Annotated in this window: 22 protein-coding genes; 12 read left to right on the top strand and 10 right to left on the bottom strand. The window is 68.3% G+C overall.

The window, feature by feature from the left end:
* Positions 1 to 3: 3 nt before the first annotated feature.
* On the top strand, positions 4 to 2,292 hold the full coding sequence (locus tag ACU4E7_RS12775) for a putative bifunctional diguanylate cyclase/phosphodiesterase (RefSeq protein ID WP_447019075.1): 2,289 nt from the start codon (positions 4 to 6) through the stop codon (positions 2,290 to 2,292).
* Positions 2,293 to 2,397: 105 nt separating this feature from the next.
* Positions 2,398 to 3,567, top strand: a complete 1,170-nt coding sequence (gene rnd / locus ACU4E7_RS12770) for a ribonuclease D (RefSeq protein ID WP_238120303.1) — start codon at positions 2,398 to 2,400, stop codon at positions 3,565 to 3,567.
* 108 nt (positions 3,568 to 3,675) lie between these two features.
* Here rnd and ppx read toward each other — a convergent pair whose 3' ends face one another.
* From ppx to ACU4E7_RS12740, 6 genes are all read right to left on the bottom strand, one after another.
* Positions 3,676 to 5,148, bottom strand: coding sequence for an exopolyphosphatase (ppx, locus tag ACU4E7_RS12765; protein ID WP_238120138.1), 1,473 nt, complete (start codon positions 5,146 to 5,148; stop codon positions 3,676 to 3,678).
* Positions 5,149 to 5,200: 52 nt separating this feature from the next.
* Entirely contained in the window at positions 5,201 to 7,402 is a 2,202-nt protein-coding gene (locus tag ACU4E7_RS12760; RefSeq protein ID WP_447019074.1) for an RNA degradosome polyphosphate kinase, read from the bottom strand.
* Between the two features lie 66 nt (positions 7,403 to 7,468).
* Entirely contained in the window at positions 7,469 to 8,293 is an 825-nt protein-coding gene (locus tag ACU4E7_RS12755; protein WP_447019073.1) for a chromosomal replication initiator DnaA, read from the bottom strand.
* 4 nt (positions 8,294 to 8,297) lie between these two features.
* Complete coding sequence (locus tag ACU4E7_RS12750) at positions 8,298 to 9,377, bottom strand: AI-2E family transporter (protein ID WP_238120136.1); 1,080 nt, start codon at positions 9,375 to 9,377, stop codon at positions 8,298 to 8,300.
* Between the two features lie 98 nt (positions 9,378 to 9,475).
* Entirely contained in the window at positions 9,476 to 10,015 is a 540-nt protein-coding gene (locus tag ACU4E7_RS12745) for a CDP-alcohol phosphatidyltransferase family protein (RefSeq protein ID WP_447019072.1), read from the bottom strand.
* A gap of 81 nt (positions 10,016 to 10,096) precedes the next feature.
* Positions 10,097 to 10,873 (bottom strand): SDR family NAD(P)-dependent oxidoreductase, encoded by a 777-nt coding sequence (locus ACU4E7_RS12740; protein WP_447019071.1) that lies wholly within the window; start codon positions 10,871 to 10,873, stop codon positions 10,097 to 10,099.
* A gap of 317 nt (positions 10,874 to 11,190) precedes the next feature.
* Between ACU4E7_RS12740 and ACU4E7_RS12735 the strand changes: the two genes are divergently transcribed.
* Positions 11,191 to 11,817, top strand: a complete 627-nt coding sequence (locus tag ACU4E7_RS12735) for a protease inhibitor Inh/omp19 family protein (RefSeq protein WP_238120133.1) — start codon at positions 11,191 to 11,193, stop codon at positions 11,815 to 11,817.
* Positions 11,818 to 12,068: 251 nt separating this feature from the next.
* Here the strand turns inward: ACU4E7_RS12735 and ACU4E7_RS12730 are convergent, their stop codons facing one another.
* Positions 12,069 to 12,875, bottom strand: coding sequence for an enoyl-CoA hydratase/isomerase family protein (locus ACU4E7_RS12730; protein ID WP_447019070.1), 807 nt, complete (start codon positions 12,873 to 12,875; stop codon positions 12,069 to 12,071).
* Between the two features lie 280 nt (positions 12,876 to 13,155).
* Here ACU4E7_RS12730 and ACU4E7_RS12725 point away from each other — a divergent pair, with 280 nt between their 5' ends.
* From ACU4E7_RS12725 to ACU4E7_RS12685, 9 genes are all read left to right on the top strand, one after another.
* Positions 13,156 to 13,488, top strand: a complete 333-nt coding sequence (locus tag ACU4E7_RS12725) for a DUF2849 domain-containing protein (protein WP_447019069.1) — start codon at positions 13,156 to 13,158, stop codon at positions 13,486 to 13,488.
* Positions 13,489 to 13,503: 15 nt separating this feature from the next.
* Positions 13,504 to 15,156, top strand: a complete 1,653-nt coding sequence (locus tag ACU4E7_RS12720; protein WP_447019068.1) for a nitrite/sulfite reductase — start codon at positions 13,504 to 13,506, stop codon at positions 15,154 to 15,156.
* A complete protein-coding gene (locus ACU4E7_RS12715; protein WP_238120129.1) occupies positions 15,143 to 15,637 on the top strand; it encodes a DUF934 domain-containing protein in 495 nt (164 codons plus the stop codon). The genes ACU4E7_RS12720 and ACU4E7_RS12715 overlap by 14 nt, the downstream gene beginning before the upstream one ends.
* A gap of 3 nt (positions 15,638 to 15,640) precedes the next feature.
* Positions 15,641 to 16,351, top strand: coding sequence for a phosphoadenylyl-sulfate reductase (locus tag ACU4E7_RS12710; RefSeq protein WP_447019067.1), 711 nt, complete (start codon positions 15,641 to 15,643; stop codon positions 16,349 to 16,351).
* A gap of 278 nt (positions 16,352 to 16,629) precedes the next feature.
* Positions 16,630 to 17,607, top strand: a complete 978-nt coding sequence (locus ACU4E7_RS12705) for a sulfate ABC transporter substrate-binding protein (RefSeq protein ID WP_447021627.1) — start codon at positions 16,630 to 16,632, stop codon at positions 17,605 to 17,607.
* A 161-nt stretch (positions 17,608 to 17,768) separates the two neighbouring features.
* Positions 17,769 to 18,617 carry a sulfate ABC transporter permease subunit CysT gene (gene cysT, locus ACU4E7_RS12700; protein ID WP_238120127.1) on the top strand — a complete coding sequence of 283 codons (849 nt, stop codon included), beginning with the start codon at positions 17,769 to 17,771 and terminating at the stop codon, positions 18,615 to 18,617.
* Positions 18,618 to 18,685: 68 nt separating this feature from the next.
* The gene (cysW, locus tag ACU4E7_RS12695; protein ID WP_238120301.1) at positions 18,686 to 19,543 is read left to right on the top strand and encodes a sulfate ABC transporter permease subunit CysW; all 858 of its coding nucleotides are present in this window, start codon (positions 18,686 to 18,688) and stop codon (positions 19,541 to 19,543) included.
* On the top strand, positions 19,540 to 20,583 hold the full coding sequence (locus ACU4E7_RS12690; protein ID WP_447019066.1) for a sulfate/molybdate ABC transporter ATP-binding protein: 1,044 nt from the start codon (positions 19,540 to 19,542) through the stop codon (positions 20,581 to 20,583). Before cysW ends, ACU4E7_RS12690 begins: the two co-directional genes overlap by 4 nt.
* Before the next feature lie 226 nt (positions 20,584 to 20,809).
* On the top strand, positions 20,810 to 20,998 hold the full coding sequence (locus ACU4E7_RS12685; protein ID WP_238120125.1) for a hypothetical protein: 189 nt from the start codon (positions 20,810 to 20,812) through the stop codon (positions 20,996 to 20,998).
* A gap of 47 nt (positions 20,999 to 21,045) precedes the next feature.
* Here ACU4E7_RS12685 and ACU4E7_RS12680 read toward each other — a convergent pair whose 3' ends face one another.
* The 3 genes from ACU4E7_RS12680 to ACU4E7_RS12670 form a co-directional block, all read right to left on the bottom strand.
* Positions 21,046 to 22,755: a formate--tetrahydrofolate ligase gene (locus tag ACU4E7_RS12680; RefSeq protein ID WP_447019065.1), complete on the bottom strand. Its 1,710-nt coding sequence runs from the start codon at positions 22,753 to 22,755 to the stop codon at positions 21,046 to 21,048.
* A gap of 146 nt (positions 22,756 to 22,901) precedes the next feature.
* A complete protein-coding gene (locus ACU4E7_RS12675; RefSeq protein ID WP_447019064.1) occupies positions 22,902 to 24,569 on the bottom strand; it encodes an NAD+ synthase in 1,668 nt (555 codons plus the stop codon).
* 111 nt (positions 24,570 to 24,680) lie between these two features.
* Positions 24,681 to 25,562 (bottom strand): S49 family peptidase, encoded by an 882-nt coding sequence (locus tag ACU4E7_RS12670; RefSeq protein WP_447021626.1) that lies wholly within the window; start codon positions 25,560 to 25,562, stop codon positions 24,681 to 24,683.
* Positions 25,563 to 25,564 lie beyond the last annotated feature (2 nt).

The raw sequence follows: 25,564 nt of genomic DNA, 5'->3' as shown, positions 1-25,564 counted from the left end.
CCCATGTTTGTCGACGAGGCCGTGTCCGCGGCGCAGCGCCGTGGCGCCCCGGTATTCTTCATCGCCATCGGCGTGCTGATCGTCATCTGCGTGCTTGCCGGCGCCTCGTGGCTCACCCACTCGCTCTATGTCCAGAGCCATGAGGAGCACCGCAGGGAGCTGCGCAACCTCGCGCTCACCCTCGCCAACCAGACCGAGCGTAGCCTGCAGGGGCTCGAGCTGGTGCAGCGCTCCATGGCCGAGCGCATTGCCGCGGCGGAGATCTCCACCCAGCAGCAGTTGCGGTCCCTGATGGGAACCCCCGAGATCCACCAGCTCATGCGGGAGAAGATCTCCGGCCTGCCGCAGGTGGATGCGGTGACCATCATCGACCGCAACGGCGATCTCGTCAGCTTCTCACGCCGCTGGCCGACGCCGATGATCAATGTCGCCATGCGCGACTATTTCACCGCCCTCTCGGCCGAGCCTGCGCCCACCGGCTTCATCAGCACGCCGGTGCGCAGCATCGCCAGTGGCGCCATCACGATCTATGTCGCGCACCGCCTCAACGGGCCGGATGGCCGGTTCCTCGGCCTGGTGCTGGGCGCCATGCAGCAGGCCTCGTTCGAGCACGATTTCAGCACCATCGAGCTCGGCGCCTCCGGCCTGATCGCCCTGGTGCGCAACGATGGCACGGTGCTGGCGCGGGTCCCGGCCAGCGTCGGCAGCACGCCGCAGCCCGATGCGGGCCGCGCGCGCATCGCCGCGCTGCTGCTGCAGAACCTGCCGGACGACGGCGCGGTGCCCGAAAACGTGCTGGATGCCCAGAAGCGGATCGTCGCGGTGCAGCCGCTCGCGCACCACCCACTGGCGGTGGTGGTGAGCGACACCGCCGACGGAATCGACCATCAGGCCTGGAAGGCCATTCTGCCCATCGGCATCGCCGCCCTGCTGGTGTGCTGGGTGGTGGGGCTCATCGTGTTCCTGGTGGTGCGCCAGATCGCCCGCGAGCGCGCGTTCGCCGAACAGGAGCGGGTGCGCGCCTGCACCGATGCCCTCACCGGACTGCCCAACCGCCTCGCCTTCACCGAGGAGCTGACCCGCCGGCTGAAAGGCGAGGCCCCGACCCTGGCCCTGCTGTTCATCGACCTCGATTATTTCAAGACCATCAACGATACGCTGGGCCATGACGTGGGCGACACGCTGCTCCAGGGCGTGGCCCAGCGGCTACGGGGGGTGATGCCGGCGCAGAGCATGGTGGCGCGCCTGGGCGGAGACGAATTCGCAGTGGTCTGCCGCCAGTGCGCCGACGAGACGGAGGCCAAGCGCGCCGCGCAGCGCCTGATCGAGGCCCTGCGGGAGCCATTCGACCTCACCGAGCACAAGATCCTGACCGGCTGCAGCGTGGGTATCGCGCTGGCCCCGCGCGACGGCAGCGATGTGGCCACCCTGTTCAAGTGCGCCGACCTGGCCCTCTACCAGGCCAAAGGCGAGGGACGAGGCAACGCCCAGCACTTCCACCCCGACCTCAGCATTTCCGCGCAGGCCCGGCGCCAATTGGAGATCGACCTCGACACGGCCTGGCGGGAGCACGAGTTCAGCGTCGTCTACCAGCCGATCTTCGCCGCCACCACGGGCCGCCTCGCCGGCTTCGAGGCGCTGCTGCGCTGGCACCATCTCACCCGGGGCGACGTGCCGCCCGAGCAGTTCATTCCGGTGATCGAGGAATCCGGCCTCATCCTCCAGATCGGCAAGTGGATCCTGGAAGAAGCCTGCCAGGCCGCCACCGCATGGCCGGAAGATGTCTTCATCTCGGTGAATGTCTCGCCGGCCCAGTTCCGCGGCGGCCGGGCGGAGCAGGATGTGGAGGCCGCCCTGGCGCACAGCGGCCTCGCGCCCCAGCGGCTCGAGCTGGAGATCACCGAATCGCTGCTGCTGCAGGCCGATGCGCCGCTGCGGCGCATCCTCGACCGGTTCCGCGCCCGCGGCCTCTCTCTCGCCCTCGATGACTTCGGCACCGGCTATTCCTCGCTGCGCTACCTGCGCGACCTGAATGTCAGCCGCCTGAAGATCGACCAGGGGTTCATCGCCCATGTGGTGGAGGACCGCCACACCTTCGCGGTGGTGCGCGCCATCATCAGCCTCGGTCTGGCCCTCGATCTGGAGATCACCGCCGAGGGCATCGAAACCCAGGCGCAGGCCCAGCTGCTGCGCGAGGAGGGCTGCACCCATCTGCAGGGCTTCCTGCTGGGGCCGCCCATGTCGGCAGACAGCGCGCGGGCCCTTGCCACCGGCACGCGCACCGGCGCATGAAGCAGGACGGATGACGATACACGGGGCGTGACGACACCAACGCCCATGACAAAATCACGCCACAATCCCTTTCGTCGGGCCAAGGGCCCGGATATGGTCAAGTTTATGGATCTCATCACCTCGAACGACGCGCTGGCGGCCGCCTGCGAGCGTCTTGCCCGTCATCCCTTCGTCACCGTCGATACGGAGTTTCTCCGCGAGACCACCTTCTGGCCGAAGCTCTGCGTCGTGCAGCTGGCCTCGACCGAAGAGGCCATCGTGGTGGACGCGCTGGCCGAAGGCCTCGACCTCGCGCCCGTCTATCACCTCATGGCCAACGAGCGGGTCATGAAGGTGTTCCACGCCGGCCGGCAGGATATCGAGATCATCTGGCACCAGGCGCGCCTCATTCCCCATCCGGTGTTCGACACACAGGTGGCGGCGATGGTGCTGGGCTATGGCGACAGCGTCTCCTACGACCAGCTGGTGCAGCGGGTGTGCGGGGAAGCCATCGACAAGTCGTCCCGCTTCACCGACTGGTCGCGCCGGCCCCTCAGCCCCGCGCAGCTCACCTATGCGGTGGCCGATGTCACCCACCTGCGGGACATCTATGTGAAGCTCACCACCGACCTGGACGCGCGTGGGCGCGGCGAATGGGTCGGCGAGGAGATGCACACCCTCACCTCCCCCACCACCTATGAGCAGGATCCCGACAGCGCCTGGGAGCGCCTGAAATCGCGGGTGCGCAAGCCGCGCGAACTGGCGGTCCTGGTGGAGCTGGCGGCCTGGCGCGAGCGCGAGGCCCAGAGCCGCGACCTGCCGCGCGGGCGGGTGCTCAAGGATGACGTGATCGGCGAGATCGCCGTCCAGCAGCCGCAGACCCCCGACCGTCTCTCCGAACTGCGCTCGCTACCCAAGGGCTTCGAGCGCTCCCGCTATGGCGAGTCGGTGCTGGAGGCGGTGAAGCGCGGCCTCGCCCGCGATCCGCGCACCCTGCCGCGCATCGAGCGCAGCAAGGCGCTGCCCAACGGCGCCAGCGCCACCGTCGAGCTGCTCAAGGTGCTGCTGCGCATGACCGCCGAGCAGAACGCCGTGGCCGCCAAGGTGATCGCCACCACCGAGGACCTGGAGCGCATTGCCGTCGACGATGACGCCGACGTGCCAGCCCTCAAGGGCTGGCGGCGCGAGCTGTTCGGCGAACGGGCCCTCGCCCTCAAGGCCGGCCGGCTGGCGCTGGCGGTGGAAAAAGGGCGCGTGGTGGCGGTGGAGCCATCCGCCGGGGACGCCCAGGCCTGACGCGCGTCTCCACGCCGCGTGCGACGCACCGCAAACCGGCCCTCCCGAGAGCGCCGGTCGCAGGTTCAAAGGATCCTGCGCGGAACGTCCCCCGCAGGCGGCCGTGGCTCAGTCCACCATTTCCGTCAAAGGTTCGCGGCCGATCAGGCGGGCCAGCTGCCGCAGGCGCGAGAGCACCCGCTCGTTGACCAGGGCGGCGAGCGCGCGGGGCACGCTCAGCACCAGCTGATCCCCGCGCACCTGCAACGGCACGCGCGGCAGGATGCCCGGCATGGCGGCGGACAGCAGATAAGCCACCCGCATGGCGCCGCCGAGGATGCGGGCGCGGTCCAGCATGCCGGTGGTCACCAGCTCGAGGAGGCGCGTCTCCGCATCGTCGGCGCCGATGCCCACATGGCGGAAATAGACCGACAGGGCCACATAGGCGCGCCCGGCGTGGTCGAGCCCGGCGAACGCCGCATGGGCGATCATGTTGAGGCTCTGCTCGCCGCGATAATCGGGATGGGCCCGCCAGCCCACGTCGGAGAGCAGGCAGGCGGCCCGGCGCAGGCGGGTTTCGTCCTCCGCCTCTTCCAGCACCGCGGAGGAGGCGAAGAAGGCGTCGGTCCAGGCCACCAGCTCCTCGCCATGGCGCGGCGAGCGCGAGCGCAGCACGTTGAGCTCAGCCGCCGCCACCAGTAGCGGATCTTCCGCCCGCATCTCAGGCGCCATCAGCGCATAGAGCAGGCCCTCGCGCACACCGAGGGCGGAGATGACCACCTCGGAGGCGCGCCCCTGGCGCACCAGGTTTTCCAGCACCAGCGCACCATAGGCGAGCAGCGGCCGGCGGGCATCGGAAATCACGTCGATATGGGCGAGGGTCTCGGTATCGGCCCGGTGCACGATGCGGGTGAAGTCCAGCGCCTCGCGGGCGGGGATCACATAGCCGTGCATCACGTGCAGCGGATACCCCTTCTGGAACATGTGCAGGCGCGCCAGCGCGCGCCAGGTGCCGCCCACCGCGTAGAAGGTGCGCCCGGCCATGTCGTCCAGCACCCCGGCGTCGGACATGGTCTCCTTGATGATCTTCTCGGCCCGGCGCGGCGAGCGCGAGGAGCGATCCTGCAGGGCGAGGCCGCCGAGTGGCAGGGTGATGCCGGTGCCGATCTGTCCGCCCTTCACCTCCACCAGCTCCAGGGACCCGCCGCCGAGGTCGCCGACGATGCCGTCGGGTCGATGGATGCCGGCGAGGATGCCGCTGGCGGCCAGTTCCGCCTCGCGCCGCCCGGTGAGCAGCTCGATGGGCGCGCCGCAGATGGCCTCACATTCGGCGATGAAGGCGGGGCCGTTCTCGGCGTCGCGCGCGGCCGCCGTGGCCAGCGGATAGACCGCGCCCACCTGCATGGCGTCGCACAGGGCGCGGAAGCGCTTGAGGGCGGACAGGGCCCGCACCACCGCATCTTCCGCCAGACGGCCGGTGGACAGCACCTCCCGACCGAGTCCGCACAGGGCCTTTTCGTTGAAGATGGGCGTCAGCGCCCGGTTGAGCCCTTCATAGACCACCAGCCGCACGGAATTGGAGCCGATGTCGATGACCGCCACCGGCGCCCCATCGCCCAGGCGACCAGGGGCGCGATGGGCCGCGTCGGCCGGCTCAGCGGCGGACGAGAAGGCTGCGCGGCGAAGAATCCTTGAGAGATTTTCCACGTCCAGACAAGCTCGGGTTGGTCATGAAATACTGATGGGCGTTGAACGGCTCTTCGCCCGGCGCCGGGACTATGCGTTCCGACGAGCCATCCGGCAACACCCGCCAGCTCTGCTGGTTGTCGATAAGGTTGGCAACCATGATCTGGTCGAGCACCTGCTCGTGCACCGTCGGGTTGGTGATGGGGCACAAGGTCTCCACCCGGCGGTCGAGATTGCGCGGCATCAGGTCGGCCGAGGAGATGTAGACGATGGCCTGCGGGCTGGGCAGCCCATGGCCGGCGCCAAAGCAGTAGATGCGCGAATGCTCCAGGAAGCGCCCGACGATGGATTTCACCCGGATGTTCTCGGAGAGGCCGGGGATGCCGGGGCGGAGGCAGCAGATGCCGCGGATGACACAATCCACCTGCACCCCCGCCCCGCTCGCCTCATAGAGCGCGTCGATGATCTCGGGGTGCACCAGGGAATTGCACTTCAGCCAGATGGCCGCCGGCCGGCCGGCCTTGGCGTGCTCGATCTCCTCGCGGATGTTGTCGAGCAGCCGCGCCTTGAGGCCGATGGGCGACACCGCCATGGCGTCCAGCTCGCCGGGGGCGGCATAGCCGGTGATGAAGTTGAAGATGCGCGCCACGTCCTGGGCGATCACCGGATCGGCGGTGAAGAAGGAGAGGTCGGTATAGATGCGCGCGGTAATGGGGTGGTAGTTGCCGGTCCCCACGTGCACGTAGGTGGCCAGCGAGCCGCCCTCCCGGCGCACCGCCATGGAGAGCTTGCCGTGGGTTTTCAGCTCGATGAAGCCGAACACCACCTGCACGCCGGCCCGTTCCAGATCCCGGGCCCAGCGGATATTGGCCTCCTCGTCGAAGCGGGCCTTCAGCTCCACCAGCGCGGTCACCGACTTGCCGGCCTCCGCCGCTTCCGCCAGCGCCTTCACGATGGGGCTGTCGGAGGAGGTGCGGTAGAGGGTCTGCTTGATGGCGACGACATTGGGGTCGCGGGCGGCCTGACGGAGAAACTGCACCACCACGTCAAAGGATTCATAAGGGTGGTGAACAAGAATGTCCTTCTCGCGAATGGCCAGAAAACAGTCGCCGCCGTTTTCACGAATGCGCTCGGGAAATCGCGCATTGTAGGACTTGAACTTGAGATCCGGCCGATCCACCGAGACCAGCTGGGAAAACTCGTTCAGCGACAGCACCCCGTTCACCACGAAGATCTCGTCGTCATGGACGCCGAGCTCGCGGGCGACGAAATTGCGCAGCTCTTCCGGCATCAAGGCATCGGCCTCCATGCGGATCACCTCACCATAGCGGCGCTGCTTCAGCGCAGTCTCGAATAGGCGGACGAGGTCTTCCGCCTCTTCCTCGATTTCGAGGTCGCTGTCGCGCACCACCCGGAACACCCCCTGCCCCTTCACCTCATAGCCGGGGAAGAGCGAGGAGATGAACAGGCCGATCATCTGCTCCAGGGTCATGAAGCGCATGCCGGGCGTGGCCGCATGGTCGGGCAGGCGGATGAAGCGCTCCACCTTGGCCGGCACGCGGATGAGCGCGTTCATGCCGCGCCCGTCGCCCTGGCGCGCCAGCTGCAGCGCCAGCGAGAAGCCGAGATTGGGGATGAACGGAAACGGGTGGGCCGGGTCGATGGCGAGCGGCGTCAGCACCGGAAACACGTGATTGAGGAAATGGGTTTCCAGCGCCGCCCGGTCCGCGGCGGTGGCGTCGGCCCCGTCCACCAGCACCACGCCGGCGGTGGCCAGGTCGCCGCGCAGCTCGCGCCAGCGCACCTGCTGGTCGGCGATCAGCTGGGCGGCGCTCGCCATGATCTTGGTCAGCTGCTCGGAGGGGGTGAGGCCATCCGGGCTCTGGGTCTGCACCCCCTCGCGAATCTGCTCCTTCAGGCCGGCGACGCGGACCATGAAGAACTCATCGAGATTGTTGGCGGAAATGGAGAGGAAGCGCAGCTGCTCCAGCAGCGGGTGGCTGCGGTTGGAGGCCTCCTCCAGCACCCGGCGGTTGAAGTGCAGCCAGGAAATCTCACGGTTGATGAAGCGATGGGGCGAGTGCGCCAGAGCCAGCACCGCCTCCGAACCGTCGGCCCCTTCCGGGAGGATCTCGTCTTCCACCACAGCTGCGGCCTCTCTTGCGCTCATCGTCGGCTCCATCGGTTCGGGCGGACCATGGCCATGTTAGATGACTACTCTATGACGCGGCGGCATTCAGCCCCGCCGCTTCTCTCCACCGCCGGAAACCTCGTCCTCCGGGCCGTCCACCTCCCCGCCATCGTCCTCCCCGCCGTCCTCCCCGCCGTCCTCCCCGCCGTCCTCCCCGCCGTCCTCCCCGCCGTCCTCTTGGGCCGCAAGGTCGGGGTGGTCACGCAGCACCTGCGCGGCCAGGCTGCGGGTGACCGGACGATGGGCCGCCAGCGCGGCCCGGTCGAGCGCCTCCACCACCCGCTGCGCCCCCGCCACCGTACGGGGAATGCGCAGCAGCAGATAGCTCACCGTGGCTTCATCCACCGCCACCTGGCGGTCGGCGAACAGCTTCACCAGCACCGCCGCCAGCAGGGCATCGTCGGCGGCGGCGATCTCGAACAGCGGCACCGCCCGCAGCCGCGAGGCGAGGTCCTTGGTGGCCAGCACCAGTTGCGAGGGCGGCAGGCGCGCGGTCATCAGCAGGAAGGCATGCTGCTCGCGGGCGAGGTTGAGCAGATGGAACAGCGCCGCCTCCTCGAACGGCGCCGCGTCGAGATCCTCCAGCACCAGCGCGCCGGACGCCAGCGCCTCGGGCACCTGCGCCCGCGTCAGGTCGCTCGCCCGCATCACCCGCGCATGGGCGCGCTCGGCGAAGATGGCGGCCAGATGGCTCTTGCCCGCCGCTTGCGGGCCGATCAGGCACACCACCCGGGCCGGCCAGTGCGGGAAGGCATCAATGAGGGCAAGCGCCGCCGCATTGCCCGGCGCGGCCAGGAAATCCTCCCGCCGCAGGGCCGGTTCGGCGGGCAACAGGAGCGGCAATTGCCGGACCGGAGGGTGTCCAGCCATGGCGTCACCGGGGTTCCGGCGTCTCACCCGGGCCTCGATAGAGGGTCGAGTTGAGATATTTGCCAACGGCGAAGCGCGCCGCCACGCCCACCACCGCCGTCAGCGGCACCGCCAGCAGCAGGCCGACGAAGCCGAACAGGTAGCCGAAGGCGAACAGGGCGAACATCAGCCACACCGGATGCACGCCGATACTGTCACCCACCAGCTTGGGATACAGCACATAGCCTTCAATGGTCTGGCCGAAGATGAAGATGGCGAACACCGTGGCGATCATCCCCCAATCGGGAAAGAATTGGACGATGGCGACGCCCATCGCCAGCACCAGGCCGGTGAGCGAGCCCACATAGGGAATGAACGACACCGCCCCCGACACCAGGCCGATGAGCAGGCCGAAGTTGAGCCCGGTCATGGACAAGGCGATGGCGTAATAAAGGCCCAGCAGCAGGCACACCAGCGCCTGGCCGCGCACGAAGCCGGCCACGGCGCCATCCATCTCTCGCGCCAGGTCGCGCAGCACCGGCCGCTGCTGCAGCGGCAGCAGCCGGTCCACGAAATCCAACATATTGTCCCAGTCGCACAGGATGTAGAACATCACCACCGGGGTCACCACCATCAGCGCGAACATGGAGACCAGGGCCTGCCCCCCCGCCCACACCGAGGACAGAAGCCCCAGCAGATAGGTGACGCCCTGGGTCATCAGCTCCGAGATGGAGCGCTGCATGTCCGGCAGCCGATCGCCCACGATATGGCTCAGCCATTCGCGGTTCTCCTCGGTGAACAGGCCCTGCAGGCGCGCCACATAGGACGGCAGGCGCTGGGCGAACTCGAACAGCTGCGAGGTCAGGATCGGCAGCACCACCAGGAAGAACAGCACCACCCCCAGCAGCATCACCACCACCACCGCCAGCGAGGCGATGGTTCGGCCAATGCCGATGCGGCGCAGCCGCATCACCACCGGGTTGAGGAAATAGGCCAGCACCAGGCCCACCACGAACGGCAGAAGGATGCCGCTGAGCAGCCACAGGCACAGCACCAGCACCACCAGGGCGCCGATCCAGAACCGCAGCTGAATGCGTCCCAGCATGGTGCCTTCCGGCACGGGCTCATGCGCCGACGCCTCCGGGGCCGCCGGGACGCGGCCGGTCGAAGCAGGATCTGCCGGAGCCCGATCGGCCGGCCCCATCAACTCGCCATGTGACGCATCCATGCGGCGAGATAGGCAGCGGCGGAAAGACCCGTCAAGAGGCCAACCGCCGTCAGGCCCAGCGCGAACGCCTGCGGCAGATGGATGGCGAAGCCGGAGCTCGCCAGCACGAAGGCCGCAAAGGCGATCTGCGCCGCGGTGTTCACCTTGGACACCAGAAGCGGCGCGATGGTGACCGGTTTCGCCATCACCAGCGACAACACCACGGCGCCGATGATCATCACATCCCGCGACACGACGGCGATGGCCACCCACCGCGGAATGAGCTCCACCACCGCCAGCGCCACATAGATGGAGATGAGCAGCGCCTTGTCGGCCACCGGATCGAGATAGGCCCCGAGCTCCGTCTGCATGTGGAAGCGCTTGGCGATGAAGCCGTCCAGGCCATCGGAGATGCCGGCGGCCAGGAACAGCCAGAACGCCAGCTGGGTCTCCCCCACGCCGATGGCCCAGACCACCGCCGGCACCAGCAGGATCCGCACCACGGTGATGGCATTGGGCAGGCTGACGCTGCTCATGCCCGCTCTCCACACGCACCCGACACCGGACACACCGTCTTCACCGCCACGCACCCCGACGCCCTGAACCCGGCAACCGACTCAGGCCGGCCTGCGCTTCAGCGCCAGCGGGCCGAAGCCCTGCTGCGCCGCCATCGCCTGGATGCGGGTGATGTTCACATGGCGCGGCTGGCTGCACGCGAACAGCACCTGCTCGGCGATGTCATCGCCGCTCATGGGCGTGGCGCCGGCATAGACATTGTCCGCCTTGCCCTGGTCGCCATGGAAGCGGACCACCGAGAATTCGGTCTCCGTCAGCCCGGGCTCGATATTGGTCACCCGCACGCCGCTGCCATGCACATCGGCCAGCAGGTTAAGGGCGAACTGCTTCACGAACGCCTTGCTGGCCCCATACACATTGGCACCGGGATAGGCATAGTCGCCGGCGATGGAGCCGGTGAGCACAACATGGCCCTCGCCGCGCGCGATCATCGCCGGCAGGGTGGCCCGCACCGTGTAGAGCATGCCGTTGATGTTGGTGGCCACCATGGTGTCCCAATCCTCGATCTTCGCCGCGTAGGCGGGCTCGAGGCCCATGGCGAGGCCGGCATTGGCGAACACCACGTTGAAATCGCGGAACGGCGCCGGCAGCTCCGCCACCAGGCGCTCGGTGGCGGCCAGGTCGCGGGTGTCCAGCACCGCCGTGTGCACCCGCGCGCCGAATTCCGCCTGCAGGTCCGCCAGCCGCTCGGCGCGCCGGCCGACCGCGATCACCCGCGCGCCAGCCCGCGCGAAGCGACGGGCGGTGGCGGCGCCGATGCCGGACGTGGCGCCGGTGACCAGCAAAGTGAGGGTCTTCGGGTCGAGCATGGAGGTCATGGCCATCTCCCAGAGGGACCGCGCGGCCCCTGCCGCGCCGATCCGACCAAAGGCGGATACCGTCCCGGGTGGATAACGCGGCTTAACCATGGCGTCCATCCGCACCGGTGATATGGTATCACGGTAATCTCACAGCCATGGTCCTGCCATGTTCTGCGGGAAGTGTGGCCGGATGCGCGACGGGTGACGGCTGCGACAGCGCCGCGACAGGTTGCGATCCGAACGTCAGCGGGAACCAAGGGCCATCGTGCGCCGCAGCGGGGGCGAATCGATGGGCCGGGGTCGTCGTGTTGCGGAACACGTCCGGAGAGGAGTGGATGCAGTTGGTTTCTGAACGGGTGCGATCGAGCACCGCGACCACCGTGGCGGCGGGTGGGTTGGCGGCAGCTCTCGTGATGGTCCTGGCGGGATGCAGCACCGAGCTCGACGGCTTCGGCAGCAAAACTTCGGCTGTGGAGGCCAATCGGGTGATGGCGGCGCCTTCCGGCGCGGTGGAGACCTCGCCGGCGCCGTCCCCGGCGACCACCAGCGCCAGCGTCGCCAGCGTGCCCGCCGCCACCTCGGCGGCCGAAGCCATCACCCCCCGTGCCACCGCCAACGCCGTTCCCCTCACCCCGCCACCGGCTAATCCCGGCGCCACCGCTTATGCCCCCAGCGCCGCCAAGGAGCAGCTCTCCGGTGCCTGGAGCTTCAGCTGGGACAATGGCCGCTACAGCTGCCCGGTCACCCTCTCCACCACCCGCGGCCTCAGCGGCATGGCGGCGCAGGCGGATGTCTCCTGCCCCAGCGAAATCTTCATGACCAAGGGCTGGGACACCATGGGGCCGGATCTGGTGCTGCAGAATCATCAGGGCAAGGTCACCGCGCGGCTGCAGCCCGATGGACCCAATCGCTATACCGGCATCATCGCCGACACCAATCAGCAGGTGACCCTGGCGCGCTGAGCCGCCCTCCCCGCGCACAAACACGAACCGCCGCAACCCCTCCGGGTGCGGCGGTTCGTGTTTGTGCGCGCGGTCGTCAGCCGAAAATCACCGCGACCACGATCACCCCATAGGACAAAGCGAACAGCACGGTATCGCGGAACAGAGGGTGGCGCAGGAGCGTCATGTTCATAGATCCTGTAATTTCTATGAACATTATCTGATTAATAGATTTCAGTCAACGCAACCCGGCAAGCCCGCGCGATCGCGCCCTAGCGCCCCTCAAATTGGGGCGGGCGCTTGGCGACGAAGGCGGCGACGCCCTCGGCGAAATCCGCCGTGCCGGCGCTGGCGATGAAGGCCTCGCGCTCGGCGTGCAACTGCTCCGACAAGGTGTGGCGGAAGGCGGCGCGCAGCAGGTGCTTGATGCGCCCATAGGCCTCGGTGGGGCCGGCGGCGAGCCGGCGGGCCAGAAGGTCGGTCTCGTGGGCGAGCGCCGCCACCGGCACCACCTTGTTGACGAGGCCGAGCCGCAGCGCCTCGGCGGCATCCACCGTGTCCGACAGCAGCGCCAGCTCCATGGCCTTGCGCAGACCCACCACCCGCGGCAGCGAGAAGGTGCCGGAGCCGTCCGGCGTGGTGCCGATGCGGGTGTAGGCCATGGTGAACACCGCATCCTCGGCGGCGATCGCCAGGTCGGCGGCCAGGGCTACCGAAAGCCCGGCCCCGGCCACCGCCCCATGCACCGACGCGATCACCGGCGCCGGCATGCCGGCCAGCGCCAGGATGGCCTGGTGGAACGGATCGATGATGGCCGCCACCACCTTGGGCGCGTCGGGCCCGGCGGTGTGGAAGCGGCCCACGTCGCCGCCGGCGAGAAAGGCGCGCCCTTCGCCCGAGAGCACCACCACCCGCACGGTCGAATCCGCCGCCACCTCGTCCACCGCCGCCTTGAAGGCGAGGATGGTGGCCTCGTCCAAAGCATTGAGCACCTTGGGGCGGTTGAAGCGGATGCGGGCGATGCCGTCGGTGATGTCGAGCAGGATCGGGGACGGCGAGACGACAGCGAGTTCGGGCATCGGATTCCCCCCGGGGTTCCCGTGACATGGAGCAGGGTTGCGCGCGCGGATGAAGGTGCACGAGGCAGAAGCCAGCCTGCACCGGGCCTGCTCGTTCCCGCAAGGGGCGTCTGGAGAGGGAATCCCAGCACGCTTGGTGACCCGCGCGCCCCTTTCCACACGCACGTCCCGTTTAATTTTACATATTGCACGTGAGATGATGTTATTTTACATTTAGAAATACGATAGCCTGTTATTTACACATCATCTGACCGTTGTTTAGGGCGCAAGGAGTGCCAGAATGACCTCGCCGCTGCAGCGCAAGCTGAAGATTTCCGGCCCCACCGCCATCACCGCCAACCGCCTTGCCGATGGCGTGGTGGTCTGGCTCACCGCTGCCGGCCGGTGGAGCGAGCGCCTTGCCGACGCGGCGGTGCGCGACACCAGCGAGGGGGTGCAGGCGCTGCTCGCCGTCGCCCATGGGGACGAGAACACCGCGGTGGGCGCCTATCCCGCCCCGGTCCGCCGCACCGCGGACGGCCGCATCGCCCCCGCCAACCTGCGCGAACGCATCCGCGTCGAGGGCCCCACCGTGGCCCTGCCGACCGCCATCGCCCTGCCCGGCGCCGCCTGAGGAAAGCGCAGTCCCATGTATGTGTATGACGAGTTCGACCGCACCTTCCTCAAGGAGCGGGTCGCCGAGTTCCGGGACCAGGTGGCGCGCCGCCTGTCGGGGGCGCTGAACGAGGAAGAGTTCAAGCCCCTGCGGCTGATGAACGGGGTCTATCTGCAGCTGCACGCCTATATGCTGCGGGTGTGCATTCCCTATGGCACCCTGAGCGCCCCCCAGATGCGCGCCCTTGCCCGGGTGGCCCGGCGCTATGACCGGGGCTATGGCCACTTCACCACCCGCCAGAACATCCAGTTCAACTGGATCAAGCTCGCCGAGCTGCCGGACGCCATGGCCGAGCTGGCCGAAGTGGGCATCCACGGCATCCAGACCTCGGGCAATTGCATCCGCAACACCACCACCGACGCCTGGGCCGGCGCCGCGCCCGACGAGATCGAGGACCCGCGCCTCTATGCGGAGATCATCCGCCAGTGGTCGACCCTCCACCCCGAGTTCACCTATCTGCCGCGCAAGTTCAAGATCGCCATCACCGCCGCCACCCATGATCGCGCGGCCATCCGCGTCCATGACGTGGGGCTGCGCCTGCACAAGCGCGACGGCGCCATCGGCTTCGAGGTGCTGGTGGGCGGCGGGCTCGGCCGCACCCCCTATATCGGCAAGACCATCCGTGAGTTTCTGCCGAAGGAGGACCTGCTCTCCTATCTGGAAGCGATCCTGCGCACCTACAATCTGGGCGGCCGGCGCGACAATATCTACAAGGCCCGCATCAAGATCCAGGTGCATGAGATGGGCGCCGACGCCTTCGCCGAGAAGGTGGAGGCGGAATGGCGCGCCCTCAAGGACGGCGCCTTAAGGCTCGACGACGCCGCCTTTGCCGACATCGCCAGCCGCTTCGCCGTGCCGGATTTCGAAGCCCTGCCCGACCGGCCGGCGGGGCTCACCGGCGCCCTCGCCGATCCCGCCTTCGCCCGCTGGCACGCCAATGCGGTGGCCCCGCACAAGGTGCCGGGCCATGCCATCGTCACCCTCTCGCTGAAGCCGGTGGGCGCCCCGCCCGGGGATTGCACCGCCGACCAGATGGACGCCATCGCCGATCTCGCCGAGCGCTATGGCTATGGCGAGATCCGCGTCGCCCACGAGCAGAACCTCACCTTCCCCCATGTGCGGCAGAAGGATCTGCCAGCCCTGTGGAAGGCGCTCGATGCCATCGGCGTCGCCACCCCCAATGTGGGGCTCGTCACCGACATCATCTCCTGCCCGGGCCTCGACTATTGCTCTTTGGCCAACACCCGCTCCATTCCCATCGCCCAGCGCCTGTCGGAGCGGTTCGCCGATCACGCCAAGGCGGCGGAAATCGGCCGGCTGCATGTCAACATCTCCGGCTGCATCAATGCCTGCGGCCATCACCATGTGGGCCATATCGGCATTCTCGGGGTGGAGAAGAAGGACGAGGAGTTCTTCCAGATCACCTTGGGCGGCAAGGCCAATTCCAAGGCCCGCATCGGCGAGCTGATCGGCCCGGCGATCCCCGAGAGCGAGATCGCCGATGCGGTGGAGCGGCTCATCGAGACCTATCTCGCGCTGCGCACCTCGCCCCAGGAAACCTTCATCGCCGCGGTGGACCGCCTCGGCGTCGAGCCGTTCAAGGAGCGCGCCTATGCCCCTCGTTAAGTCCGGGGCCGTGACGGCCGATCCGTTCGTGCCCACCGCCGACGACGCGCCGTTGCCACAGGGTCCGGCGCTCATCTCCGCCGATCGCCTGCTGCGCGAGGGTGAAGCCCCGGCCGGCCGCAACGGCGCCCTGGGGGTGGTGTGGCCCAATGCCCGCGACGTGGCCGAGCTCGCGCCGCTGCTGTCGCGCCTCTCCCTCATCGCTCTGGTGTTCCCGAAGTTCCGGGATGGCCGGGCGTTCAGCCAGGCGCGGCTGCTGCGCGAGCGTTATGGCTTCACCGGCGAGCTGCGGGCCACCGGCAACGTGCTGCGGGACCAGGTGCTGATGATGGCCCGCGCCGGCTTCGATGCCTTCGAGGTGGAAAAGCCGGCCGATGCGGAGGCCTTCGCCGCCGCGCTCGGCAGCTACAGCGTGTTCTACCAGCCCACCGGCGACGGCCGGCCGACCGCCGCCGCCATCCGCCGCGCCGCAAGGGGATAGGCCATGAACGCCGTGAACCGCGCGCCGCTGCCCGTGGATGTCTTCGCCCTCGATGCCCGCCTTAGGGCGGCCGAGCCCCTTGACATCCTCAAGGTGGCGCTCACCACCTTTCCCGGCCGCATCGCCGCCGTGTCGTCCTTCGGCACGGAATCGGTGGTGCTGCTGCACCTGATCGCCCAGCTTGATCCGGCCACGCCGATCCTGTTCCTGGATACCGGCCACCTGTTTCCCGAAACCCTCGCCTATCGCGACGAACTGATCGCCCTCCTGGGCCTGACCGGAGTTATCACCCTCGCCCCCGATCCGGCGGCGCTGGCGGCGCGCGACGGTGACAGCGGCCTGTGGTCCACCGATCCCGACGCCTGCTGCGCGGTGCGCAAGGTGGAGCCCCTGGCCCGCGGCCTCGCGCCCTATGCGGCCTGGATCAACGGCCGCAAGCGCTACCAGGCGCAGACCCGCGCCGCCATCGCCGTGGTGGAAGGCGACGGCGCCCGGGTGAAGTTCAACCCGCTGGCCGCCATGGGGCGTGAGGATCTCCTCGCTTATATGGACGCCCATGCCTTGCCCCACCATCCGCTGGAGAAGCACGGCTTCGCCTCCATCGGCTGCATGCCCTGCACCTCGCGGGTGAAGCCCGGCGAGGATCCCCGGGCCGGACGCTGGCGCGGCCGCGCCAAGACCGAGTGCGGCATCCACCTCGGTGAAGGCATTTGAGGCCAAGGCATTTGACACTGATAACGCGTTGAAATCAGGTTTAAACTTTATTTCTATGGATTTTGTAGAATTACGCATTGACCGGCGGTGAAAGGGATGCCATCGTCTGCTGCATTCCTGGAAGAGCCCCATTCGGGGGTTCCCTTTGGGCCCCGCTCCCGGGGCCCCACCGATCACCGGAGGCTGTCATGCCCATTCGTTCCGCGCGCCGCTCCGCTCTGACCCGCCGCCTTTCGCGCCGGAGCTTCGGCGCCTGCCTCGGTGGCGCGGCGCTGGCCATGGGACTAGGCATGGGTCTGGGTTCCGCGCCAGCCCGGGCGGCGGAGACCACCCTGCTCAACGTCTCCTATGACCCCACCCGCGAGCTTTATTCGGCCGTCAACAAAGCCTTCATCGCCGAATGGGAGAAGGCCCACCCCGGCGATCACCTCACCATCCGCCAGTCCCACGGCGGCTCCGGCAAGCAGGCCCGCTCGGTAATCGACGGCCTGGATGCGGACGTGGTAACGCTGGCCCTCGCCTATGACATCGACGCCATCGCCGAGCGCGGTGCCCTGGCCAAGGACTGGCAGAAGCGCCTGCCCGACAACTCCTCCCCTTATACCTCCACCATCGTGTTCCTGGTGCGCAAGGGCAATCCCAAGGGCATCCAGGATTGGGACGACCTGGTGAAGCCGGGCATCAAGGTGGTGACGCCGAACCCCAAGACCTCCGGCGGCGCCCGCTGGAACTATCTGGCGGCCTGGGGCTATGCCCTGCAGAAGACCGGCGGCGACGAGGCCAAGGCCAGGGACTTCGTGAAGGCGCTGTTCAAGAACGCGCCGGTGCTCGACACCGGTGCCCGCGGCTCCACCGTCACCTTTGTGGAGCGCGGCATCGGCGACGTGCTCATCGCCTGGGAGAACGAGGCCTATCTCTCGGTCAACGAGCTCGGCCCCGACAAGTTCGACATCATCACCCCCTCCCTCTCCATCCTGGCCGAGCCGCCGGTGGCGGTGGTGGACAAGGTGGTGGACAAGAAGGGCACCCGCGCCATCGCCGAGGACTATCTCAAGTTCCTCTACACCCCGGCCGGCCAGGAGATCGCCGCCAAGAACTATTATCGCCCGCGCGATGAGGCGGTAGCGGCCAAGTTCAAGGACACCTTCGCCCCGGTGAAGCTGTTCACCATCGACGAGGTGTTCGGCGGCTGGCAGAAGGCCCAGAAGACCCACTTCTCCGATGGCGGCGTGTTCGACGAGATCTATGCCAACTGAGGCGACCTCACCGGCGGGCCGTTGCGCCCGCCCCCTTCGACCGCGTGCCGGCCCGGCCGGCGCGCGGTCTGGCCCGGCCTTCCACAGGCGGCCGCCGCAAACACCCCTTCCCCTTGATCGAGCGCACGACGTTCCCCCTGGTGAGGCGCTATAATTCCACAATGACCGCGTCCCGCCTCACCCTGCGCCATCCGAGCGTCATTCCCGGCTTCGGGCTCACCCTCGGGCTCACCCTCACCTGGCTGAGCCTGATCGTGCTGCTGCCGTTGTCGGCGCTGTTCATCAAGACCAGCGAGATCAGCTTCGCCCGCTTCCTCACCATCGTCACCAGCGAGCGCACCCTGCACGCGCTGCAGATCTCCTTCGGCCTGTCGCTGGCGGCGGCGGCGGTGAACGTGGTGTTCGGCGCCATCGTGGTGTGGGTGCTGGTGCGCTATGACTTTCCCCTGAAGCGGGTGGTGGATGCGCTCATCGACATCCCCTTCGCTCTGCCCACCGCCGTCGCCGGCATCGCTCTGACCGCGCTCTATGCGGAAAACGGCTGGATCGGCAGCCTGCTGGCGCCGCTCGGCATCCAAGTGTCGTTCACCCCCCTCGGCATTCTGGTGGCGCTCATCTTCATCGGCCTGCCGTTCGTGGTGCGCACGGTGCAGCCGGTGCTGGCCGATCTCGACGCGGAGCTGGAGGAGGCCGCCGCCAGCCTCGGCGCGGTGCGCAGCCAGACCATCTGGCGGGTCATCGTGCCCTCGGTCTGGCCCGCCCTGCTCACCGGCTTCGCCCTGGCCTTCGCCCGGGCGGTGGGTGAATACGGCTCCGTCATCTTCATCGCCGGCAATCTGCCCGGCATCTCCGAAATCGCCCCGCTGCTCATCGTGATCCGGCTGGAGGAGTTCCGCTATGCGGATGCCACCGCCATCGCCGTGGTGATGCTCCTGGCCTCGTTTGCCCTGCTGCTGGTCATCAACCGCCTGCAGCGCTGGAGCGAGCTGCGGGGAGGCAAAGCGTCGTGACCGGAACTGTCGTGACCTTGACCGAACCCCATCCCGTCCGCGGCGCCAGCGAGGGCCTGCCCAGCGCGGTGGCGGAGGCCCCGGCCTACACCGCCCGCGCGCCCCGCCCGGTCAACACCGAGCCCGTCGCGGTACGGGTCGCCCTCACCGCGGTGGCGCTGGCCTTTCTCGGCCTGTTCATCGGCCTACCGCTGGTGGTGGTGTTCGTCGAGGCGTTCAAGCATGGCCTCGGCGCCTATCTCGACGCCCTCGTCGACCCCGACGCCCTCGCCGCGATCCGCCTCACCCTCCTCGTCGCGCTGATCTCGGTGAGCGCCAACCTGGTATTCGGCCTGGTGGCCTCCTGGGCCATCGCCAAGTTCGACTTCGCCGGCAAGACCTTCCTCATCACCTTGATCGACCTGCCGTTTTCCGTCTCCCCGGTGGTCGCGGGCCTGGTCTATGTGCTGCTGTTCGGCGCCCAGGGCCTGTTCGGATCGTGGCTGCAGGACTGGGACATCAAGATCATCTTCGCCCTGCCCGGAATCGTCCTCGCCACCATCTTCGTGACCTTCCCCTTCGTCGCCCGGGAGCTGATTCCCCTGATGCAGGAACAAGGTACGGCGGAGGAGGAAGCCGCGGTGTCGCTCGGCGCCTCCGGGCTGTCCACCTTCTTCCGGGTCACTTTGCCCAATGTGAAATGGGCGCTGCTCTATGGCGTCCTGCTCTGCAACGCCCGCGCCATGGGCGAGTTCGGGGCGGTGTCAGTGGTGTCCGGGCACATCCGCGGCCTCACCAACACCATGCCGCTGCATATCGAAATCCTGTACAATGAATATCAGTTCGTCGCCTCCTTCGCGGTGGCGTCCCTTCTGGCCTTGCTCGCGCTCGTGACGCTGATCGCCAAGACCATTCTTGAACACCGCCTTGCAGAGGAAGAGCGATGAGCATCGACGTCGTCGGCGTCACCAAGCGCTTCAAGTCCTTTACCGCGCTGGATAATGTCAGCCTGGAGATCCGCTCCGGCGAGCTGGTGGCGCTGCTCGGCCCGTCCGGCTCCGGCAAGACCACCCTCCTGCGCATCATCGCCGGGCTCGACTGGCCCGATGCCGGCGCCGTGCGGTTCGACGGCGAGGACGCGCTCGACCGCTCAGTGCGCGAGCGCAACGTGGGCTTCGTGTTCCAGCATTATGCCTTGTTCCGGCACATGAGCGTGTTCGAGAACGTGGCCTTCGGCCTCCGCGTCCGGCGCGGCGCCGACAAGCTGCCGGAAGCCGCCATCCGCGCCAAGGTCAACGAGCTGTTGTCCCTGGTACAGATCGACTGGCTGGCCGAGCGCTATCCGGCCCAGCTTTCCGGCGGCCAGCGCCAGCGGGTGGCGCTGGCGCGGGCGCTCGCCATCTCGCCCCGGGTGCTGCTGCTGGACGAGCCGTTCGGCGCCCTCGACGCCAAGGTGCGCAAGGAGCTGCGCCGCTGGCTGCGCCACCTGCACGAGGAGTTGCCGGTGACCTCCGTCCTCGTCACCCACGACCAGGAAGAAGCCCTGGAGCTGGCCGACCGGGTGGTGGTGATGGGCCGTGGCAAGATCGAGCAGGTGGGCACGCCGGCCGAGGTCTATGACGATCCGGCCACCGCCTTTGTCCATGATTTCATTGGCGAAACCATCGCCTTCCCCGGCCTCGCGCGGTCCGGCAGCCTGTATCTCGGCGATCGGGCGCTGGGGCTCGATGCCCAGGGGCTGGGCGATGGCCCGGCCCGCATCCTCGCCCGCCCGCACGATGTGGAGATCGCCGACCCGGCGGCGAGCCCGTTCGCCGGCCGGGTGCTGGCGGTGCGCACCTTCGGCCCCAACCGCCGGGCGGACGTGGAAATCGCCAACGACGGCGGCCCGCTGGTGATCGAGGCCGCCGTGCCGCGCGACCAGAGCCTGGATGTCGGCACGAAGGTCGGCCTCAAGCCCCATCGCTACAAGGTGTTCGCCGCCTGAGGCCGATCCGGCGGCTTCGACCCTTTTTCGCCATGAGCGCGTGGTGAATGATGCCCAAGGTTCTTGAGCTTTCTCATGAACCTTTGGATAAGCTCGCGCGGCGCTTGAGCGAAGCCACTTGGGCCCGGTCGAAGACCGGGACTGATGGCAGATGGCGTCCACGCGTGATGCGTCGCAACCGTTAGAGCGTTCTCGCGCGACAAGCGAGAGGTGAGGAGACCCGCCCGTGCCGCCGCTGTTCATTGTCGCCCTGGGCGCCCTCGGCGCCGCCGCTCTGGTGAAGGTGATCGCGGCGGAGAGCCGGCGGGTCAACGACACCCTCAAGCGCCAGCAGGCCGCCGACGCGGGCGAGTTGAAGACCATTCCCCTGGAGCGGGACCCCAAGACCGGCGACTACCGTCCCCGCCAGGGCTAATCGCCAGCCCGGATCAGCGTTCACTGATCCGCTTGGCCCCACCGGCCTCAGGACAGGCCGGCGATGACGCCCTCCGGCGTGACGAAGATGTGCTCCGCCGCCGGATGGGACGGCAGGCCCGGCATGGTCATGATGTCGCCGGCCAGCGCCACCACGAAGCCTGCGCCGGCGGACAGCCGCACATCGCGGATCGGCAGCACATGGCCCGTGGGCGCATTGCGCAAAGCGGGATCGGCCGAGAAGGAATATTGCGTCTTGGCCATGCAGACCGGCAGCTTGCCGAAGCCCGCCGCCTCGAATTCCTTGAGCCGATTGAGGGCGGCGGAGGAGAATTCCACCCGGCCCGCGGCATAGATCTCCCGCGCCACGGTCTCGATCTTCTCCTTCAGCGGCATCGCATCGGGATAAAGATATGTGAAGCGGCTCGGCCGGGCTGCGAGGGTGCGCACCGCGCGGGCCAGTGCCTCGGCGCCGGCGCCGCCATCGGCCCAGTGCGAGCACACGAACACCTCGATGCCCAGTTCGGCGAGCGCCGTGCGCACCGCCTCCACCTCGGCCGGCGTATCGGAGGTGAAGCGGTTCAGCGCCACCACCACCGGCAGGCCGAACTTGCCCATATTCTCCACGTGGCGCTTCAGATTTTCGGTGCCCAGGGTCACCGCCGCCACATTCTCCGGCCCCAGCTCCTTCACCGGCACGCCGCCGTGCATCTTCAGGGCGCGCACGGTGGCCACCACCACCGCCGCGGAGGGGGTGAGGCCGGCCTGCCGGCACTTGATGTCGAGGAACTTCTCGGCGCCGAGATCGGCGCCGAAGCCGGCCTCAGTCACCACATAATCCGCCAGCGCCAGGGCGCTCTTGGTGGCCATCACCGAATTGCAGCCATGGGCGATGTTGGCGAACGGGCCGCCATGCACCAGCGCCGGCGTGCCTTCCATGGTCTGCACCAGATTCGGCTGGAAGGCGTCGCGCAGCAGCGCCACCATGGAGCCGATGCCTTCCAGCTCCTCCGCCCGCACCATGCGGCGCGACCGGGTCTGGCCGATCACCATGCGCGACAGGCGCGCTTCCAGATCCGCCAGGCTGTCGGCGAGGCAGAAAATGGCCATTACCTCGCTCGCCACGGTGATGTCGAACCCGTCCTCACGGGCAAAGCCGTTGGCCGGCCCGCCGAGGCCGACGGTGATGGCGCGCAGGGCCCGGTCGTTGAGGTCCATCACCCGCCGCCAGGCGATGCGGCGGCTGTCGAGATCGAGCCCGTTGCCCCAATAGATGTGGTTGTCGATGAGGGCGGACAGCAGATTGTGGGCGGCGGTGATGGCGTGGATGTCGCCGGTGAAATGCAGGTTGATGTCCTGCATGGGGATGATCTGCGCATGGCCGCCGCCGGTGGCGCCGCCCTTGGCGCCGAACACCGGGCCGAGGGAGGGCTCGCGCAGGCACACGGCGGTCTTCTCGCCGAGCCGCGAGAGCGCGTCGCCAAGGCCGATGGTGGTGGTGGTCTTGCCCTCTCCCGCCGGGGTGGGGCTGATGGCGGTGACCAGGATCAGCCGGCCCTGCGGCGCGTCGGCGGGGCGGTCCTCCAGCTCGCGCAGGAACTCGAGGCCGAGCTTGGCCTTGTGCGGGCCGTAGCGATAGAGCGCATCGGCGGGAATGGCGAGCTTCGCCGCAATGTCGGCGATGGGCGCCGGCGTCACGCTCGCCGCAATGGCCACATCGGAGGACGGGTCAATGGCGCGGGCGGTTCGCTGATGCATCGGACAACTTCCCTCAGGCGGCGCGACGGGCAGCATCGCGTGGACAGATATGCGAGTGCTTCCGACCTAGAGCATCTGCCCGGCCCATTGGAAGGCGAAAGCGCGCCGCCCCCTGCTTTTCCCACATCGAGCGTGGGAAAAGCGCCTCAGCCCTCGTCGCGGAACCGGTTGGTGATGGGGTAGCGGCGGTCGCGTCCGAAATTGCGGCCGGTGACCTTCACGCCCGGCGCCGCCTGCCGGCGCTTGTATTCGGCGATGGCCAGCATGCGCTCCACCCGCTTCACCAGCGCCGCATCGAACCCCTCGGCGATGACACTCGCCACCGGCGCCTCCATCTCCACCAGCCGGAACAGGATGGCATCGAGAGTGCCATAGGGCGGCAACGAATCCTCGTCCTTCTGGTTCTCGCGCAGCTCGGCGGTGGGCGGCTTGTCGATAAGGGCATCGGGGATGACGATGCCGTCCGGCCCCAGCGCACCCTCCGGCTTCCACTGGTTGCGCAGGCGCGAGAGGCGGAACACTTCGGTCTTGTACAGATCCTTGATGGGATTGTAGCCGCCGTTCATGTCGCCATAGAGGGTGGCATAGCCGGTGGACATCTCCGACTTGTTGCCGGTGGTCACCACCATGCCGCCGAACTTGTTGGAGATGGACATCAAAAGCGTGCCGCGAGCGCGCGACTGGAGGTTCTCCTCCGTCACGTCCTTGGGGTGATTGGCGAACAGGGGATGCAGCACGCTCTCCAACCCTTCCACCGCCGGAGCGATGGGCAGGATGTCATAGCGCACGCCCAGCTTTTCGGCCATCACGGCCGCATCGGACAGGCTCTCCTCCGAGGTGTAGCGATAGGGCATCATGATGCAGTGGACGCGGTCGGCCCCCAGCGCATCCACCGCCATGGCCGCGCACAGGGCGCTGTCGATGCCGCCGGACAGGCCGATGACCACTCCGGGAAAGCGGTTCTTGTTCACATAGTCCTTCAACCCCAGCACGCAGGCGGCATAGTCCGCCGCCTCGTCCTCGGTGCGGGTGCCGATAGCCCCCTCGGTCATGGCCCAGCCGCCGGCCAGCCGCTCCCAGCGGGTCACCCGCACCCGTTCCTGGAAGCTCGGGAACTGCAGGGCCAGGAACCGGTCGGCATTGAGGGCGAAGGAGGCGCCATCGAACACCAGTTCGTCCTGGCCGCCCACCTGGTTCACATAGAGCAGCGGCAGGTGGCTCTCCACCACCCGCGCCACCGCCACATTGTCCCGCTCCTCATAGACCGAGCGGCGATAGGGCGAACCGTTGGGCACGATGAGGATCTCGGCGCCAGTCTCGGCGAGGCACTCCACCACGTCGGGGCCCCAGATGTCTTCGCAGATCGGCACCCCGAGCCGCACCCCCTTGAACGGGATGGGCCCCGGCATGGGGCCGGGCTGGAACACCCGCTTTTCGTCGAACACGCCGTAATTGGGCAGGTCCACCTTGTGGCGGACCGCGCTGATGGCGCCATTTTCCAGCAGCAGCACCGAATTGTGGAGCTTGCCCCCCTCCACCCAGGGCGCGCCCACCAGCAGCGCCGGCCCGTCGGCGCTCTCCGCCGCCAGTTCCTCCACCGCCTTCCGGCAGGCGGCCTGGAAGGCGGGCTTCAACACCAGATCCTCCGGCGGGTAGCCGGCGATGAACAGCTCGGAGAACACCACGAGGTCGGCGCCGGAGAGGCGCGCGGCATCGCGGGTGCGGCGCACCAGCTCCAGATTGCCGGCCACGTCGCCGACGATGGGATTGAGCTGGGCGACGGCGATATGGAGGGTGTTGGCGGGCGTATTCATGGGGCGGTGCTTACATCCAGTCGGCGCAGCGGCGGCCGGGGCTAAGAGCTCCGGTGTCGCTCAAGAATGCTGTAGCGGAGCGCGGGCCCCAGGGCCAGCGGAGCGGGGCCATCACAGCCCGAGGCGAGCCCAGAGGGCGCGCTCCTCCGCCGCGGCCATGGCGCCGGATGCGGCCTGATGGGCGAGCCCCGCACCAACCCCACCCGCGAACCCGCCAGGCTTGCGCAGAAAGAAGGGCGACGGCCCCTGGATCAGCGGCATCCGGACATCATCCCCGTAGCGGGCTTTCAGGATGCCGCGCACGTCACCGAGCCCGTCCAGGAGCCCGAGGCCGAGGGCCTGGGTGGCGAGCCAGAACTCGCCGGAGAACACGGTGGCCTCGTCGACGGTAAGGGCGCTGCCGCGGCGCGACCGCACCAGATCGGCGAACACCACATGCAATTCCTTCAGCAGGCCGTCGAGGCGCTCCACATCCTCGGCCCGCTCCGGCTGGAACGGATCGAGCGTCACCTTGCGCTCGCCGGCGGTATAGACCCGCCGCTCAACACCGAACCGGGCGATGGCCTTGTCGAAGCCGAAGCCGGCGCTCACCACGCCGATGGAGCCCACCACCGAGCAGGGATCCGCGAAGATCTCGTCGGCGGCGCAGGCGATCATGTAGCCGCCGGAGGCCGCCGCATCCTCCACGAAGGCGAAGACGTGCTTGTCCTTCTCCTCCGCCAGCGCCCGGATGCGCTTGAAGATGAGGTGGGACTGCACCGGCGCGCCGCCAGGGGAATTGATGAGCAGCGCCACCGCCGGCGCCTCCTTCACCGCGAACGCCTTCTCCAGGGTCCGGGCGCAGCCGGCGAGGGTGAGGCTCTGGGAGAAGGGCGAGTTCATGCCGATGGCACCGGCAAGGCGCACCACCGGCACCACGGGCACATCCCTGCGCCAGCGGGAGGGGATGAGGCTGCGGAGGCGGCGGGGCAGGAAGAAGAAGGGATCGGCCATAG

The organism is Xanthobacter sp. ZOL 2024 (assembly GCF_052932325.1).
The sequence above is the reverse complement of the archived record's forward strand: the minus strand, read 5'-3'. Positions and strand labels throughout refer to the sequence as shown.